Origin of the sequence: Microbacterium sp. NPDC057944 (assembly GCF_042887445.1) — a bacterium.
In the GTDB taxonomy this organism is placed as follows: Bacteria; Actinomycetota; Actinomycetes; order Actinomycetales; family Microbacteriaceae; genus Microbacterium; species Microbacterium natoriense.
Genome location: NZ_JBHVPJ010000002.1, coordinates 111,981 through 127,909 on the forward strand (window position 1 = coordinate 111,981; position 15,929 = coordinate 127,909).

15 protein-coding genes are annotated in these 15,929 nt (G+C 67.8%); 14 read left to right on the forward strand and 1 reads right to left on the reverse strand.

The genetic code is table 11. From position 1 onward, the window contains the following. The first annotated feature begins 7 nt into the window (after positions 1–7). From ACFVRO_RS09910 to ACFVRO_RS09950, 9 genes are all read left to right on the forward strand, one after another. A complete protein-coding gene (locus ACFVRO_RS09910; RefSeq protein ID WP_386951831.1) occupies positions 8–625 on the forward strand; it encodes a DUF6230 family protein in 618 nt (205 codons plus the stop codon). Then, positions 616–1,065 carry a DUF6114 domain-containing protein gene (locus ACFVRO_RS09915; protein ID WP_386951834.1) on the forward strand — a complete coding sequence of 150 codons (450 nt, stop codon included), beginning with the start codon at positions 616–618 and terminating at the stop codon, positions 1,063–1,065. The genes ACFVRO_RS09910 and ACFVRO_RS09915 overlap by 10 nt, the downstream gene beginning before the upstream one ends. Further along, a complete protein-coding gene (locus ACFVRO_RS09920) occupies positions 1,062–1,784 on the forward strand; it encodes a hypothetical protein (protein WP_386951836.1) in 723 nt (240 codons plus the stop codon). The genes ACFVRO_RS09915 and ACFVRO_RS09920 overlap by 4 nt, the downstream gene beginning before the upstream one ends. Before the next feature lie 34 nt (positions 1,785–1,818). Beyond that, a complete protein-coding gene (locus ACFVRO_RS09925) occupies positions 1,819–2,391 on the forward strand; it encodes a GNAT family N-acetyltransferase (protein WP_386951839.1) in 573 nt (190 codons plus the stop codon). A 178-nt stretch (positions 2,392–2,569) separates the two neighbouring features. Continuing rightward, positions 2,570–6,088: a DNA polymerase III subunit alpha gene (gene dnaE, locus ACFVRO_RS09930; protein WP_105676441.1), complete on the forward strand. Its 3,519-nt coding sequence runs from the start codon at positions 2,570–2,572 to the stop codon at positions 6,086–6,088. A gap of 67 nt (positions 6,089–6,155) precedes the next feature. Next, positions 6,156–7,424, forward strand: a complete 1,269-nt coding sequence (locus tag ACFVRO_RS09935; RefSeq protein WP_386951841.1) for a hypothetical protein — start codon at positions 6,156–6,158, stop codon at positions 7,422–7,424. A 2-nt stretch (positions 7,425–7,426) separates the two neighbouring features. Beyond that, positions 7,427–8,731, forward strand: a complete 1,305-nt coding sequence (gene hisD / locus ACFVRO_RS09940) for a histidinol dehydrogenase (RefSeq protein ID WP_386951844.1) — start codon at positions 7,427–7,429, stop codon at positions 8,729–8,731. Between the two features lie 9 nt (positions 8,732–8,740). Continuing rightward, positions 8,741–9,193 carry a transcriptional regulator NrdR gene (gene nrdR, locus ACFVRO_RS09945; RefSeq protein WP_105676437.1) on the forward strand — a complete coding sequence of 151 codons (453 nt, stop codon included), beginning with the start codon at positions 8,741–8,743 and terminating at the stop codon, positions 9,191–9,193. 29 nt (positions 9,194–9,222) lie between these two features. After that, positions 9,223–10,260 carry a quinone-dependent dihydroorotate dehydrogenase gene (locus tag ACFVRO_RS09950; RefSeq protein WP_386951847.1) on the forward strand — a complete coding sequence of 346 codons (1,038 nt, stop codon included), beginning with the start codon at positions 9,223–9,225 and terminating at the stop codon, positions 10,258–10,260. Positions 10,261–10,269: 9 nt separating this feature from the next. Here ACFVRO_RS09950 and ACFVRO_RS09955 read toward each other — a convergent pair whose 3' ends face one another. Beyond that, positions 10,270–10,839 carry a DUF3043 domain-containing protein gene (locus tag ACFVRO_RS09955; protein ID WP_105676433.1) on the reverse strand — a complete coding sequence of 190 codons (570 nt, stop codon included), beginning with the start codon at positions 10,837–10,839 and terminating at the stop codon, positions 10,270–10,272. A gap of 46 nt (positions 10,840–10,885) precedes the next feature. Between ACFVRO_RS09955 and ACFVRO_RS09960 the strand changes: the two genes are divergently transcribed. The 5 genes from ACFVRO_RS09960 to ACFVRO_RS09980 all read left to right on the forward strand — a co-directional run bounded on the left by ACFVRO_RS09960 (position 10,886) and on the right by ACFVRO_RS09980 (position 15,902). After that, positions 10,886–12,289, forward strand: coding sequence for a dipeptidase (locus tag ACFVRO_RS09960; protein ID WP_386951850.1), 1,404 nt, complete (start codon positions 10,886–10,888; stop codon positions 12,287–12,289). A gap of 75 nt (positions 12,290–12,364) precedes the next feature. Next, positions 12,365–12,730, forward strand: a complete 366-nt coding sequence (erpA, locus tag ACFVRO_RS09965) for an iron-sulfur cluster insertion protein ErpA (RefSeq protein WP_386951852.1) — start codon at positions 12,365–12,367, stop codon at positions 12,728–12,730. A 97-nt stretch (positions 12,731–12,827) separates the two neighbouring features. Further along, on the forward strand, positions 12,828–13,730 hold the full coding sequence (gene coxB / locus ACFVRO_RS09970; protein ID WP_386951855.1) for a cytochrome c oxidase subunit II: 903 nt from the start codon (positions 12,828–12,830) through the stop codon (positions 13,728–13,730). A gap of 3 nt (positions 13,731–13,733) precedes the next feature. Beyond that, entirely contained in the window at positions 13,734–15,464 is a 1,731-nt protein-coding gene (ctaD, locus tag ACFVRO_RS09975) for a cytochrome c oxidase subunit I (protein WP_181155957.1), read from the forward strand. Between the two features lie 3 nt (positions 15,465–15,467). After that, entirely contained in the window at positions 15,468–15,902 is a 435-nt protein-coding gene (locus tag ACFVRO_RS09980; protein ID WP_105676426.1) for a cytochrome c oxidase subunit 4, read from the forward strand. Positions 15,903–15,929 lie beyond the last annotated feature (27 nt).

The following is a 15,929-nucleotide window of genomic DNA, read 5'->3' on the forward strand; positions in this document are numbered from 1 at the left end:
AGGATCGATGAAGTTCCCGAAGCTCTCTCAGGCGCTGTCGAAGGCCACGGCATCCCACGCCGGCCGGATCACGCTCGTCGCCGTCCCCGTCGGCATCGTCGCGGCGTCCCTGCTCGGGGGAGTGGCGCAGGGCGCCGTTCCCGTGTCGTTCGCCGTCTCGGGCAGCCAGTTCCAGATCGGCGCCAGCCAGCTCGAGGGCACCGGCTTCTCGCAGTACGCGGGAGTGGCCACCGACTCCGAGGGCGTCGAGCACACGGTCGCGATCGCGAACATCAAGAGCGCGACGCTGAGCGATCTCTGCCAGTCCGTCATCACGGAGACGCCCCTCGGCACGGTCGGAGTGCTCATCAAAGCGGGTGGCGGCGGCAACCCGGCGACGGCGAGCGATCTGCAGATCGGCATGACCGGACTCAAGGGCGATGCCTCCTTCGGCAAGATCAGGATCGGCGTCGACGCCTCCACAGTCAACACCGAGGCCAAGGGCAGCGCCGGCGCCTTCGCCCAGGACTCCGACACGGTCTCGATCAAGAACCTGCAGCAGACGGCATGGAGCACCCAGGCGTCCGTGTTCACGCTGACCGGCATGACGCTCGAGCTCACGGACGGTTCGCAGGGATGCTTCTGAACGGAGCGGATGCCGTGATCGATGAGGAAGCCGCAGTGGTTCCTGCCGCGCCCGGAGGGTTCCGCTCCTGGCGAAGGCGGCGCCCCTTCATCGGCGGGGTGCTCGTCGCGCTCGGCGGCGTGGAGATGTTCTTCTCCGGGCAGCTGGACATCGGGCACCTGCACGTGCAGATGGGTATCGAGGGCATGCAGGCCACGATCATCCCGGTGCTCCTGCTGCTGCTCGGCATCCTCGCCATCGCGATGCCGACGCATCACATCTTCTACGGCGTCATCGCCCTCGCCGTCGCGATCTACTCGCTGATCGGGGTGAACCTCGGCGGATTCCTGATCGGCATGCTGCTCTCTACGGTCGGCGGGATCCTCGTCGTCGCCTGGATGGGCCCGAAGGCGACACCCGCGGCGGCGACGGACGGAGCGGACGAGGTGGCGACGTCGTGACCTCCCGCCGCCCGAGCCTCGCCGCTCTGCTGGTGGCGTCCCTGGTCGTGATGCCGTCGATCCTCGGCGCCGCGGCGGCGCCGCAGTACCGCGACGCCGGCTTCTGCATCCCGCTGATCTACTGCCCGTCGCCCTCGCCGAGCCCGACACCCTCGGCGCCGTCCCCGACGGATCCGGCGCCCCCTGCCGCCCCGGAGGCGCCCGCGGTTCCGACGATCCCCGTCGACCCGGCGGCGCCCGTCGATCCGTCAGCGACGCCGGAGCCGGTCGAGCCCGTGCCTGCGCCGATCGACGATGGTGCGCCGGTGTTCACGGGCACGCCCGCGTCGATGGGGTCGAGCTCCCTCTCGTTCACGGGGCTGAAGGGGATATCGATCGTCAGCGTGCCGACGGTCGGCGGAGGCAGCGTCCGCGCGCTGAAGATCACCGCCGACTCCATCACGATCGAGGGCTTCTCCCTCACCGTGCGGCCGCCGAACGGGCCGGGCCTGGTCACGACGGCCGACACCATGTCCCTGCAGGGCGACGTCACCGTCTACATCGGGTCGGTGACCGCTTCGTCGATGGGCGGCGCCCCGCTGACGCTCGGCACCGACACGCCGCCGCCGCTCACCGACGTCGAACCGGGGCTGCTGAACGTCAGCATGGGCCTCGTGGGCAGCATCGCCGATCGGATCACCTACTCGAACACCGATCAGCGCATCGTCGCAGCGAAGTAGAAGGCATGTCGGAGGCGTGCGCGAGACTGGGCGCATGAGCATCGAGGTGCGTCCGGCGACCGAGTTCGACGATGTGGCGCTGCTCGTCGGCCCCAAGAAGCCGACGTCCAACGTGTGCTTCTGCCTGAGCTACCGGATCGGGAACAGGGAGAACGTCTCCCTTCGCGGCCCTGAGCGCGCAGATCGGGTGCGCGGGCTGTGCCATCAGGATCCGCCGCCCGGGGTCATCGCCTATCTCGACGGGGAGCCGGTGGGGTGGGCCGCGCTCCACCCGCGGCGGGACACGAGCTTCGCGACCAACCGGCTCATCCCGCATGTCGACGATCTCGACGTGTGGTCGCTGTGGTGCTTCCGCGTGCGTCCGGGGTTCCGCAAGCAGGGTGTCTCGCACGCCCTGATCCAGGGCGCGATCGCCTACGCACGCGAGAGAGGCGCCCCTGCCGTCGAGGGGTATCCGGTCGACAACGGCGGCGAGAAGGTGAACCTGACGATGGCCTACGTCGGCACGAGGATCCTCTTCGAACAGGCGGGTTTCACGAAGGCCGCCGAGACCGGGTCGGTGCTCGACGGCTTCCCTCGGGTGCTGATGAGACTCGACCTGAGATGAGCGATTCGTGAAGCCGATCCCGCGATCTCCCAGGACGCACAGGGGAGCGATCATCCGACGATCGGTCGGTGAATCCGGCGGACCCTCCCTCGCGGACGATGCGCCCCCGGCGCGGCATGCCTCCATCGGAGCCCCCGCCCCGGCCTCCGGTGTCGGGGCTCCGCCGTAGACTCGAAGCATGGCATCCGACTCCTTCGTGCACCTGCATGTCCACAGCGAATACTCGATGCTGGACGGCGCTGCGAAGATCGGTGCGATGACCCAGGCGGCCGCCGACTACGGCATGCCGGCCATCGCCGTGACCGACCACGGCAACACCTTCGCGGCGTTCGAGTTCTACCGCGCGGCACAGGCCGCGGGCGTCAAGCCGATCATCGGCCTCGAAGCCTACGTGACCCCCGGCACGCACCGCAGCGACAAGTCCCGTGTGCAGTGGGGATCCCCCGACCAGAAGAGCGACGATGTCTCGGGCTCCGGCGCCTACACCCACATGACGCTGTGGAGCCAGAGCACCCAGGGCATGCACAACCTGTTCCGGCTGAGCTCGCGCTCGAGCATGGAGGGCTACTACTTCAAGCCCCGCATGGACCGCGAGCTGCTGCAGACCTACGGCAAGGGGCTGATCGCGACGACCGGATGCCCGTCCGGCGAGGTGCAGACACGCCTTCGCCTGGGGCAGTACGACGCGGCGCGCGCGGCGGCGGCCGAGTTCCAGGATATCTTCGGCAAGGAGAACTACTTCGCCGAGATCATGGATCACGGCCTCTCGATCGAGCGCAGGGTCATGACCGACCTGCTGCGGCTCTCGAAGGACCTCGGCATCCCTCTCGTCGCCACGAACGACTCTCACTACACACACCAGCACGAGGCAGACGCGCATGCAGCCCTCCTCTGCGTGCAGTCCGGCTCGACTCTCGACGACCCGAACCGCTTCAAGTTCGACGGCGACGGCTACTACATCAAGACCGCCGCCGAGATGCGCCAGATGTTCCGCGATCACCCGGAGGCGTGCGACAACACGCTGCTGATCGCCGAGCGCTGCGAGGTCGAGTTCAACACCTCGGCGAACTTCATGCCGCGCTTCCCCGTGCCCGACGGTGAGACGGAAGACAGCTGGCTCATCAAGGAGGTCGAGAACGGCCTCCAGTACCGCTATCCGGGCGGCATCCCCGACAAGGTGCGCAAGCAGGCCGAGTACGAGACCGACATCATCCTGCAGATGGGATTCCCCGGCTACTTCCTCGTCGTCGCGGACTTCATCAACTGGGCGAAGGACAACGGCATCCGCGTCGGACCCGGGCGTGGTTCCGGTGCCGGATCGATGGTCGCCTACGCGATGAAGATCACCGACCTCGACCCTCTCGAGCACGGCCTCATCTTCGAGCGCTTCCTCAACCCCGATCGCGTCTCGATGCCCGACTTCGACGTCGACTTCGACGACCGTCGTCGTGGCGAGGTCATCGACTACGTCACGGCGAAGTACGGGTCTGAGCGCGTCGCGCAGATCGTGACGTACGGGACGATCAAGTCCAAGCAGGCGCTCAAGGATGCCGGACGCGTCCTCGGGTTCCCGTTCAGCATGGGGGAGCGGCTGACCAAGGCGATGCCGCCGCCCGTCATGGGCAAGGACATGCCGCTCGACGGCATGTTCGACTCGGCCCACCCCCGTTACAAGGAGGCCAGCGAGTTCCGCGCGCTCATCGAGACCGACCCCGAGGCGAAGACGGTCTTCGACCGCGCCCTCGGTCTCGAAGGCCTGAAGCGCCAATGGGGTGTGCACGCGGCCGGTGTGATCATGTCGTCCGAGCCGCTGCTCGACATCATCCCGATCATGCGCCGCGAGCAGGACGGCCAGATCGTCACGCAGTTCGACTACCCGTCGTGCGAGACCCTCGGCCTCATCAAGATGGACTTCCTGGGTCTGCGCAACCTCACGATCATCTCGGATGCGCTCGACAACATCCGGATGAACCGTGGTGAGGAGCTCGACCTCGAGCACCTCGCCCTCGACGATCAGGGCGCATACGACCTGCTGGCCAAGGGCGACTCGCTGGGCGTGTTCCAGCTCGACGGCGGACCCATGCGCGCGCTGATGCGTCTCATGAAGCCCGACAGCTTCGAAGACATCTCGGCACTCATCGCGCTGTACCGGCCGGGACCCATGGGTGCGAACTCGCACACGAACTACGCGCTGCGCAAGAACGGCCAGCAGCCGATCACGCCGATCCACCCGGAGTTCACGGAGTCTCTCGCCGACATCCTGGAGGAGTCCTACGGACTGATCATCTACCAGGAGCAGGTCATGGCCATCGCACAGCGCGTGGCGGGCTTCTCTCTCGGTCAGGCAGACATCCTCCGTCGCGCGATGGGCAAGAAGAAGAAGTCCGAGCTGGACAAGCAGTTCGAGGGCTTCCAGGCGGGCATGCACGCAAACGGCTATTCGGATGCCGCGGTCAACGCGCTGTGGGAGATCCTGCTCCCGTTCTCCGACTACGCGTTCAACAAAGCGCACTCGGCGGCCTACGGTGTCGTGTCGTACTGGACCGCCTACCTCAAGGCGCACTATCCCGCCGAGTACATGGCGGCGCTCCTCACGAGCGTCGGCGACTCCAAGGACAAGATGGCCCTCTACCTCAACGAGTGCCGTCGCATGGGCATCAAGGTCCTCCCGCCCGACGTCTCGGAGTCGATCAACTTCTTCGCCGCCGTCGGCGACGACATCCGCTTCGGGCTCGGCGCCGTCCGCAACGTCGGCAGCAACGTCGTCGACGGCATCGTCCAGTCGCGCAAGGACGAGCGGTTCACGTCGTTCCACCACTTCCTCGACAAGGTGCCTCTGCACGTCGCGAACAAGCGCACGGTCGAGTCCCTGATCAAGGCCGGAGCCTTCGACTCGATGGGCGACTCCCGACGAGCGCTCATGGAGATCCACGAAGACGCCGTCGAGGCCGCGGTGGACCGCAAGCGCAACGAGGCACAGGGCGCCATCGGATTCGACTTCGACAGCCTCTACGACGAGATGGAGGAGGCGCCGCCGGCGAAGGTCCCCGATCGTCCGGAGTGGATCAAGAAGGACAAGCTCGCGTTCGAGCGGGAGATGCTCGGTCTGTACGTCTCCGACCATCCCCTCGCCGGACTCGAGGTGCCGCTCGCCAAGCACGCCTCGATCTCGATCCACGACCTCAACAACTCCGAGGACATGCAGGACGGAGACCAGGTCACGGTCGCAGGACTGGTGACCAGCGTCCAGCACCGCGTCGCCAAGGCCAGCGGCAATCCGTACGGCATGATCACGGTCGAGGACTTCAACGGCGAGGTCACCGTGATGTTCATGGGCAAGACCTACACCGAGTTCCAGCACATCCTGCAGCAGGACTCGATCCTCGCGGTGCGAGGGCGCGTGTCGCGACGTGACGACGGTCTGAACCTCCATGCGCAGTCGGCGTTCGCCCCGGACATCGGCTCCTTCGACGCCGCAGGGCCACTCGCCCTGGTGCTCGCGGAACAGCGCGCGACCGAGCGGGTCATGAACGAGCTCGCCGAGGTGCTGCGCAGGCACAACGGGGAGACGGAGGTCGTGCTCCGCGTCCACCGCGGCGGGACCGCCAAGGTGTTCGACGTCCCGATGCCGGTCAAGGTCTCGGCCGACCTCTTCGGTGACCTCAAATCTCTGCTCGGACCTTCCTGTCTAGGGTGAGCGGGTAATATCGGGACGCGTTAGGCTCGCGGGTCCCCTCGCCGCGCGCCGTGACGAAAGGAACACCATGACCGATCTGCCGGAGACTCCCGAATCCGACACCCTCGACACCGACAGCGGATTCGTCGACGACGGCGTGCTGTATGACGACGATGTGACGCCGGAGTACGGCATCCTCGGATTCACCCTGCGCGAGCTGCTCATCGTGGGCGTGTGGCTGGTGACGTTTGTGCTGTCGTTCTTCCCTCTGGGATGGTCGCCGGCGCTGTGGGCGCAGGGGGTGGCCTGGATCCTCCCCATCGGCGTCCCCACGGCCGCGGTGTTCCTCATCGTCCTCCGACGCTTCTCGCCCGATGGCATCCGCCGGGTCGGATCCCTCGGGATCGACCAGTTCGCCTCCGTGGCCTTCTCCGTCGCCGCGGTGTGGTGGGTGCAGATGCTGTGGGAGTACCTCGCGACCGTGATCGCGACAGGACTCGACGCCGTCGTCTGGGTGCCGTGGGCGCAGCTCATCCTCTCCCTCGCACTCGTGGCGCTGACCGTCTTCGCGCCGATCATCCCCGGCCTGAAGGACGACTTCCACGGTCGGCTGGTCACGCTCGCACACCGCAACGCCAACCCCGTCCGGCCCGTCATCCCGCGCCCCCGACCGGAACCGGTCGTCGCCCCCGAGCCGGCTCCGGTCGATGAGGCCGAGGCAGTCGTGGAGCCCGCTGCGGCTGCTGAGGCCGAGCCCGCGCCGTCGGAATCCGTCACCGTCGCCTACTCGCCCGCTGCCGAGCTCGACGTCGAGCTCTCCGGCCAGCACGCGACCGACGAGATCGCTCGCGTCGACCTGGCCGCACAGGTGCCGCTGGCGGCCCACGCCTCGGGCGGGGGAACCGGCACGGAGCAGGTGACCGCAGACGAGGAGTACACCCCGGTCTACTCCCGTCGTTCGCGAGGCGAGGAGATCGTCTCGGACACCGACAGCATCGTCGCGCTCGTGACCCCCGACACCGACGCGGTCGAGCCGATCGCCGTCGAGCCGGTGCCGTCTCGACGGTCGGGGCGTGACGCGGATGCCGAGGCATCCGACGTGGACGTCGAGGCGACGAACCCCCGCGAGTCCTCGGTCGACAGCGCTCGGGAGGCCGCCGTCGAGCCGCAGCAGCCGTTCTGGGTCCTCGCCCCGAGCGAGCGCGATGTGCACGACGAGCGCGGTGATGTGATCTTCACGATCGGCCCGACCGCGTGGGCGCTGGTGATCGAAGACCGCGGCGGCGCATTCGTCGTGCGACATGACGACGGCCGCATCGGCTATCTGCACGACATCTCCGACATCACGAAGGGCTGACATTGCGCACGATCGATCTGCGGGGGCGCGAGCTCTCGCCGGCTGACATGCTCGCCGCCGTCCCTCGCGCCACGCAGGCGCGGGCAGAGGCACTGGACACGGCGGCACGCATCGTCGACGACGTCCGCGACCGTGGCGAGGAGGCGCTGCGCGAGCAGGCTGATCGCTTCGACCGCGTGAGCGGACACGATATCCGCGTCCCCGCCGCGCACATCGCCGAGGCGCTGGAGGTGCTGCCGGCAGACGTCCGCGCCGCGCTGGAGGAGGCGATCCGTCGCGTGCGGATCGCTTCGGCCGCACAGGTGCCGCAGACGCAGATCACCGAGATCGGCCCCGGTGCGCGCATCACTCAGCGCTGGCAGCCGGTGCAGCGCGTCGGCGTCTACATCCCCGGCGGCAAGGCCGTCTATCCGTCCAGCGTGATCATGAACGTGGTTCCGGCGCAGGTCGCCGGCGTCGAGCAGATCGCACTCGCCTCTCCTCCGCAGGAGGATCAGGGCGGCCGCATCCACCCCACGATCCTCGCCGCCGCCGGTCTCCTCGGCGTGACCGAGGTGTACGCGATGGGCGGTGCCGGCGCCATCGGCGCCTTCGCACACGGCGTGCAGGGGATCGGCCTGGATCCCGTGGACGTGGTCTCGGGTCCCGGCAACAACTACGTCGCATCGGCCAAGCGCGCCGTCGCGGGTGTGGTGGGCACCGACTCCGAGGCCGGAGCGACCGAGATCCTCGTCGTGGCGGACGCGCCCGCGGATCCGCGTCTGATCGCGGCCGATCTGGTCAGCCAGGCGGAGCACGACGAGCAGGCCTCCGCCGTGTTCGTCACCGACTCTCCCGAGCTCGCGGAGCGCGTCGCGGTGGAGGTCGCGGAGCACGCGGCCAGGACGCGCCACTCGGCGCGCGTGTTCGCGGCCCTGGACGGCCCTCAGTCGGCGATCGTCCTCGTCGACGACCGCGCCATGGCGACCGCATTCAGCAACGCCTATGCGCCGGAGCACCTGGAGCTGCACCTGCAGGATGCGGAGGACGCGGCATCCGCCTTCACCAGCGCCGGCGCCGTCTTCGTGGGCGACCAGACCCCCGTGAGCCTCGGTGACTACATGGCCGGGAGCAACCACGTCCTGCCGACCGGTGGGCAGGCGCGCTACGCCCCTGGACTCGGGTCGTACACGTTCCTTCGGCCGCAGCAGGTGATCTCCTACGATCGCGATGCGCTCCGCGTGGTGCGGGAGGGCGTCGTCGCGCTCGCGAACACCGAAGTGCTCCCCGCGCACGGTGAGGCGATCGAGGCCAGGTTCACGGCGTAGGATCTTCAGGTGCATTGCCCCTTCTGCCGTCACCCAGACTCGCGCGTGATCGATTCCCGCACGAGCGATGATGGACTCTCCATCCGTCGTCGTCGTCAGTGCCCCGAGTGCGGCGGCCGCTTCACGACCACCGAGACGGCGAGCCTGAACGTGATCAAGCGTTCGGGGGTGATGGAGCCGTTCAGCCGCGACAAGGTGATCCTCGGCGTCCGCAAGGCGTGTCAGGGGCGTCCCGTGACCGAGGCCGACCTGGCGATCCTCGCGCAGCGCGTCGAGGAGGCCGTGCGTCAGACCGGGGTCTCCCAGCTCGACGCGAACGAGATCGGACTCGCGATCCTCGGTCCGCTCCGTGATCTGGACGAAGTCGCCTATCTGCGCTTCGCGAGCGTCTACCAGGCATTCGACTCTCTCGAGGACTTCGAGAGCGCGATCAGCGACCTCCGGGCCGATCACGCCGAGTAGACACAGCGCCGCGCGGTAATCTGGCAGTGATGTATCCGCTGCTCTTCCGCGCTGTCCTCTCGCGCTTCGATCCCGAGTTCGCCCACCACGCAGGCATGGCGGTGATCCGCGTGCTCGGCGTACCGCCCTTCTCCTGGGCGACCCGTGCGGTCACCCGGCCCGATCCGTCGCTCTCGGTCGAGGCGCTGGGGCTGACCTTCCCCTCGCCGTTCGGGATCGCCGCAGGCTTCGACAAGAACGCGGTGGGAGTGCGCGGCCTGGCAGCGCTCGGCTTCGGACACGTCGAGGTCGGAACCGTCACGGCGATCCCGCAGGACGGCAACCCGAAGCCGCGGCTGTTCCGTCTGATCGCCGACCGCGCTGTCATCAACCGCATGGGATTCAACAACGAGGGAGCGGATGCCGCCGCTCGCCGACTCGCGACGCTGCGTCGCGGCGCGCCCGACACGGTGATCGGCGTGAACATCGGCAAGAGCCGCGTCGTCGAGGTGGAGAACGCCACCGCCGACTACGTCGCATCGGCCACCCGTCTCGCGCCCCTCGCCGACTACCTCGCGGTGAACGTCTCGTCGCCGAACACCCCCGGCCTGCGCGGACTCCAGGCGGTCGAGACCCTCGCGCCGCTGCTCCGCGCGGTGAAAGCGGCATCAGGCAGCACACCCCTCCTGGTGAAGATCGCCCCCGACCTCCCCGACGACGAGATCACGGCGATCGCGCAGCTCGCGGTGGACGAGGGTCTCGCGGGGATCATCGCGCACAACACGACGATCTCCCGTGAAGGACTGCTGACGGAAGCCGCCGTGGTCGAGGCGGCCGGTGCGGGCGGGCTCTCCGGAGCGCCGCTGAAGGAGCGGTCGCTGCAGGTGCTGCGGCTCGTGCGCGATGCCGTGCCCGAGGACTTCTGTGTGATCGCGGTCGGGGGAGTGGAGACGCCCTCCGACGTGCAGGAGCGCCTGGATGCCGGGGCGACTCTGGTTCAGGGTTACACGGCGTTCCTCTACCGAGGGCCCTTCTGGGGTCGCGAGATCAACCGCGGGCTCATCGCCCTCCGGCGTCGAGCCCGCTGAGCCGGCGGGTCAGGCGGGGTAGTCGCCGCGCTTGACCTGCGGCTTCGGCAGGCGCATGAAGCGCATCTGCAGCGATCGCATCGCGGCGTACCAGCCGAGACCGCGCTCGAGGCGGTCCTTGCCGAACTTCGCCGCCGCCTTGCTCTTCACGCGGATGCCGAGCAGGACCATCCCGCCGATCGCGAGCACGATGTACCCCATCATGACGAGGTACGCCCAGTAGGCGATGGCGGTGACGGGGATGAGCGAGGCGACGATGACCAGCACCATGATGCCCATCACGAACTCGGCGGGGTGCCAGCCGGCGTCCACGTAGTCGCGCACCCAGCGGCGCTGAGGGCCCTTGTCGCGAGCGGGGAGGTACTTCTCCTCGCCGGCGGCCAGCCCGGCCTGAGCGCGGTTTCGGCGCTCGTTGAGGTCGGCGCGGGCAGCGGCCCTGGCCTCCTTGGTGTTCGCGACGAGGGGGCGGCGTCGAGCCGCCTCCTGCTCCGCGCGGGTCGGCGTCGCGCGTCCCTTGCCGACGGCGGGCGTCTCGGGGGCGTCGTCGTTCGTCGAAGGGGAGGCGGGGTTGTTGGGCACGAGGTTCCTCGGTTCGCTTGCGGTGGATCACCTTAAGATTACTCGCATGACCTCTCCCGTTCCTCCCCGTGATAACGACTCGACGATCCTCGACGCGGTGGCCACCGGCATCCCGGCGGCTCTCAGCGATCTCGGGCACCTGGTGCGCATCCCCGGGATGGCGTGGCCGGCGTTCGACCAGTCCCAGCTCGAGCGCAGCGCGGACGCCGTCGCGGCGCTGGCGACGGCGACCGGAGTCTTCGACGAGGTGCGGGTGCTCCGAGCGGCGATCCCGGGAACGGACGAGCACGGGCAGCCCGCGGTTCTCGCGACGCGAGCGGCGCGCGGCGGCAAGCCGACGATCCTGCTCTACGCCCACCACGACGTGCAGCCCCCGGGGGACGACGCGCTGTGGGAGACTCCACCTTTCGAGCCGACCGTCCGCGACGGACGGCTCTACGGTCGCGGCGCCGCGGACGACAAGGCCGGGATCATGGCGCACATCGCATCGATCCGCGCGGTCGCCGAGGTGCTCGGAGACGACCTCGAGCTCGGCATCGCGATGTTCATCGAGGGGGAGGAGGAGTACGGCTCCCGCTCCTTCGCGCAGTTCCTCTCCGACAACAAGGAGGCTCTGCGCGCCGATGCGATCGTCGTCGCGGACTCGGGCAACTGGGACTCGGTCACCCCTGGGCTGACGGTCTCGCTCCGGGGCAACGCCCGCTTCACGATGCGCGTCCGCACCCTCGATCACGCATCGCACTCCGGGATGTTCGGGGGAGCGGTGCCCGACGCGATGATGGCGACCGTCCGCCTGCTCGCGACGCTCTGGAACGAGGACGGCTCCGTCGCCGTCGCCGGGATGACCTCCAGGGATGCCGACACGCCCGAGTACACCGAGGCGACGCTGCGCGATGAGGCAGGACTCCTGCCCGGCACCTCGCCGATCGGCGAAGGCACCATCCTCAGCCGGATCTGGAACAAGCCGTCCGTCACGGTGATCGGCATCGATGCGACGAGTGTCGCCGCGGCATCCAACACCCTTCTCCCCGAGGTCACCGTCGTGATCAGCGCCCGCGTGGCTCCCGGGCAGACGGGCGAGGAGGCCTACCGCGCGCTCGAGGAGCACCTCCGCGCGCACGCCCCGTACGGCGCAGAGCTGACCTTCTCCGACGTCGATCTCGGCAACGGATTCCTCGTCGACACGAGCGGCTGGGCCGTCTCGCTCACCCGCGACGCGATGCGCGACGGCTACGGCGTTCCGCCCGTCGACCTCGGCGTCGGGGGCTCGATCCCGTTCATCGCCGACCTCGTCCGGGAGTTCCCCGCCGCGCAGATCCTGGTCACCGGGGTCGAGGACCCGCACTCCCGCGCGCACAGCCCCAACGAGTCCCTGCACCTCGATACGTTCCGCCACGCGGTCGCCACCGAGGCGCTGATGCTGTCGCGGATGAACGAGATCACCCTCTGAACCGCCCCTCCGGACACGCCGGAGGGTAAAATCGAAGCACCTGCCGTGCGAGCGGCGCCCGTCACAAGGAGCGACATGAGCGACACCACCCTGACAGCAGCAGACACCACCCGCGCACACGGCGTGAGCCTCACCGACGCCGCGGCGAGCAAGGTGAAGAACCTTCTCGAGCAGGAGGGCCGCGACGACCTGCGTCTGCGCGTCGCCGTCCAGCCGGGCGGATGCTCGGGCCTGATCTACCAGCTCTACTTCGACGAGCGCTATCTCGAGGGCGACGAGACCGTTGACTTCGACGGCGTCGAGGTCATCATCGACAACATGAGCGTGCCCTACCTGGACGGCGCGTCGATCGACTTCAAGGACACGATCTCGGAGCAGGGCTTCACGATCGACAACCCCAACGCGGCGGGCAGCTGCGCCTGCGGCGACAGCTTCCACTGACCCGACGGGCCTCGGTCAACCTGCGTGGTTGGCATGAATCAGGTGTGAGGTTGCCCTAGACTTGGGTGTGCCCTGTCCGCAATCTGAAAGGTGCATCGTGCCCTCGAAACGCCGCCTTCGTTGGGCCGCACTCCCCGTGGGAGTCGTGGCAGCCGTGATCCTGGCGGGATGTACCACCACCGAGCTGAACGGCTACCTGCCGGGCTTCGTGGAGGGTGAGCCTGCGGCCACCAACCAGACCGAGCGCGTGTCGTCTCTCTGGGTCAACTCCTGGATCGTCCTGCTCGCCGTCGGCGTGATCACCTGGGGCCTGATGGCCTGGGCCGCGATCGCCTACCGTCGCCGCAAGGGCCAGACGGGTCTGCCGGTGCAGATGCGGTACAACATGCCGATCGAGATCTTCTACACGATCGTGCCGCTCATCCTCGTCCTGGGCATGTTCTTCTTCACCGCTCGTGACCAGACCGAGATCGAGACGAAGTGGGACAACCCCGACGTCGAGATCACGGCGATCGCCAAGCAGTGGGCGTGGGACTTCCAGTACGACGGCGAGAAGGAGGACAACTCCGACGCCGTCTGGACCATGGGCATCCAGGCCCAGCCCGACGCCGAGGGCAACATCGACCGCTCGACGCTGCCGACCCTGGTGCTCCCGGTCGACCAGAAGGTCACGATCAACCTCCAGTCGCGCGACGTCATCCACTCCTTCTGGATCATCGACTTCCTCTACAAGAAGGACATGTTCATCGGGAGGGACAACTCCTGGTCCTTCATCCCGACCCGCATCGGCGAGTACGACGGCAAGTGCGCAGAGCTCTGCGGCGAGTACCACTCGATGATGGTCTTCAACGTCAAGGTCGTCTCCCAGGCGGACTACGAGGCCTACCTCCAGTCCCTCAAGGAAGAGGGCAACACGGGCGACATCACCGAAGCCTACGATCGCCTGTCGAACTATCCCGGAAAGACCGGCGCGACCGGCACCGAGGAAGGAGAGGAGTAAGCCATGTCGACCACTGAAGCACCCCGCACCGACGAGGCTCCTCGCTCCCGTCCGACTGCTGTTCCCGCGCGTCAGGCTGCTCTGATGAGCTCCTCGCGCGTCGAGCAGAAGGGCAACATCGTCGTCAAGTGGATCACCTCCACCGACCACAAGACGATCGGGTACATGTACCTCATCGCCTCCGTGCTGTTCTTCCTCCTCGGCGGCGTGATGGCTCTCGTCATCCGCGCCGAGCTGTTCGCGCCGGGCATGCAGATCATCCCGACGAAGGAGCAGTACAACCAGCTGTTCACGATGCACGGCACGATCATGCTGCTGATGTTCGCGACGCCGCTCTTCGCCGGCTTCGCGAACGCGATCCTGCCGCTGCAGATCGGCGCCCCCGACGTCGCGTTCCCGCGTCTGAACGCCTTCGCCTTCTGGCTCTTCCTGTTCGGCTCGACGATCGCCGTCGCCGGCTTCCTCACCCCGCAGGGTGCGGCCTCGTTCGGCTGGTTCGCCTATCAGCCGCTCGCGAGCGCGTCCTTCTCGCCGGGTGCGGGTGGAAACCTCTGGATGCTGGGACTCGGCATCTCCGGTTTCGGCACGATCCTCGGCGCGGTGAACTTCATCACGACGATCATCACGATGCGCGCCCCCGGTATGACCATGTGGCGCATGCCGATCTTCTCGTGGAACACGCTCATCACGAGCCTCCTGATCCTGATGGCGTTCCCCGTGCTCGCCGCGGCGATCTTCGCCGCAGGAGCCGACCGCGTCCTCGGCGCGCACATCTATGACCCGGCCAACGGCGGTGTCCTGCTCTGGCAGCACCTGTTCTGGTTCTTCGGGCACCCTGAGGTGTACATCATCGCGCTGCCGTTCTTCGGCATCGTCTCCGAGATCTTCCCGGTGTTCAGCCGCAAGCCGATCTTCGGATACAAGACCCTCGTCTACGCGACCATCGCGATCGCGGCGCTGTCCGTGGCGGTGTGGGCGCACCACATGTACGTCACCGGCTCCGTGCTCCTGCCGTTCTTCGCAGTCATGACCATGCTCATCGCGGTCCCGACCGGTGTGAAGATCTTCAACTGGATCGGCACGCTGTGGCGCGGCTCGGTGACCTTCGAAACCCCGATGGTCTTCGCCCTCGGCTTCCTCGTCTCGTTCGTCTTCGGTGGTCTGACCGGTGTCATCCTCGCGGCTCCGCCGCTGGACTTCGCCCTCTCCGACTCGTACTTCGTGGTCGCTCACTTCCACTACGTCGTCTTCGGCACCGTCGTCTTCGCGATGTTCGCCGGCTTCTACTTCTGGTGGCCGAAGTGGACCGGCCGGATGCTCAACGAGCGCCTCGGCTACATCCACTTCTGGATGCTGTTCATCGGCTTCCACATGACGTTCCTCATCCAGCACTGGCTGGGCGTCGACGGCATGCCGCGTCGTTACGCCGACTACTCGTCGTACGACAACTGGACGTGGCAGAACCAGGTCTCGACGATCGGTGCGATCATCCTCGGCGCCTCGATGCTGCCGTTCTTCCTGAACGTCTGGATCACGGCACGCAAGGCGCCCAAGGTCACGGTCAACGACCCGTGGGGCTATGGCGGATCGCTCGAGTGGGCGACCTCTTGCCCGCCGCCGCGCCACAACTTCACGTCGATCCCGCGCATCCGCAGCGAGCGTCCCGCGTTCGACCTGAACCACCCGGAGGCGGCCGACTTCCCGGTCGCGGCCGGCGAGCGAGAGGTGCACTGAGCCATGCGCGACAACGTCATCCTCTGGTGGGTCCTCACCGCGTTCTTCGCCCTCATCGGCGTGATCTACACGGGCTGGCACATCCTGGCCACGCCGTCGGACAACTTCGCCGAGCGCATCGAGTGGGTCGGCACGGTCGCCCTGTTCTTCGCGGCGTTCATGGGCGCGATGGTCGCCTTCTACCTCGACCGCACGCACCACGCTCAGCAGGGCGAGCTGCCCGAAGACATCCTGACGGCCGACATCGACGACGGCGATCCCGAGCTCGGCGAGTTCAGCCCGTGGTCCTGGTGGCCGCTGGTTCTCGCGGCGTCCGCCGCTGTGTTCGTCGTCGGCCTCGCCGTCGGGCACTTCCTGCTCCCGATCGGTCTCGCGATCTTCGTGGTCGCGATCGTCGGATGGGTCTACGAGTACTACCGCGGCAACTTCGCCCGCTGATCCACATGCGGAAGGCCCCCGGAGATG

What these genes read in the sequence shown, in the direction of transcription:
- ACFVRO_RS09910 (WP_386951831.1), top strand. Translation starts at nt 8, where the DNA reads ATGAAGTTCCCGAAGCTCTCTCAGGCGCTGTCGAAGGCCACGGCATCC.
- ACFVRO_RS09915 (WP_386951834.1), top strand. Translation starts at nt 616, where the DNA reads ATGCTTCTGAACGGAGCGGATGCCGTGATCGATGAGGAAGCCGCAGTG.
- ACFVRO_RS09925 (WP_386951839.1), top strand. Translation starts at nt 1,819, where the DNA reads ATGAGCATCGAGGTGCGTCCGGCGACCGAGTTCGACGATGTGGCGCTG.
- dnaE (WP_105676441.1), top strand. Translation starts at nt 2,570, where the DNA reads ATGGCATCCGACTCCTTCGTGCACCTGCATGTCCACAGCGAATACTCG.
- ACFVRO_RS09935 (WP_386951841.1), top strand. Translation starts at nt 6,156, where the DNA reads ATGACCGATCTGCCGGAGACTCCCGAATCCGACACCCTCGACACCGAC.
- ACFVRO_RS09950 (WP_386951847.1), top strand. Translation starts at nt 9,223, where the DNA reads ATGTATCCGCTGCTCTTCCGCGCTGTCCTCTCGCGCTTCGATCCCGAG.
- ACFVRO_RS09960 (WP_386951850.1), top strand. Translation starts at nt 10,886, where the DNA reads ATGACCTCTCCCGTTCCTCCCCGTGATAACGACTCGACGATCCTCGAC.
- erpA (WP_386951852.1), top strand. Translation starts at nt 12,365, where the DNA reads ATGAGCGACACCACCCTGACAGCAGCAGACACCACCCGCGCACACGGC.
- ctaD (WP_181155957.1), top strand. Translation starts at nt 13,734, where the DNA reads ATGTCGACCACTGAAGCACCCCGCACCGACGAGGCTCCTCGCTCCCGT.
- ACFVRO_RS09980 (WP_105676426.1), top strand. Translation starts at nt 15,468, where the DNA reads ATGCGCGACAACGTCATCCTCTGGTGGGTCCTCACCGCGTTCTTCGCC.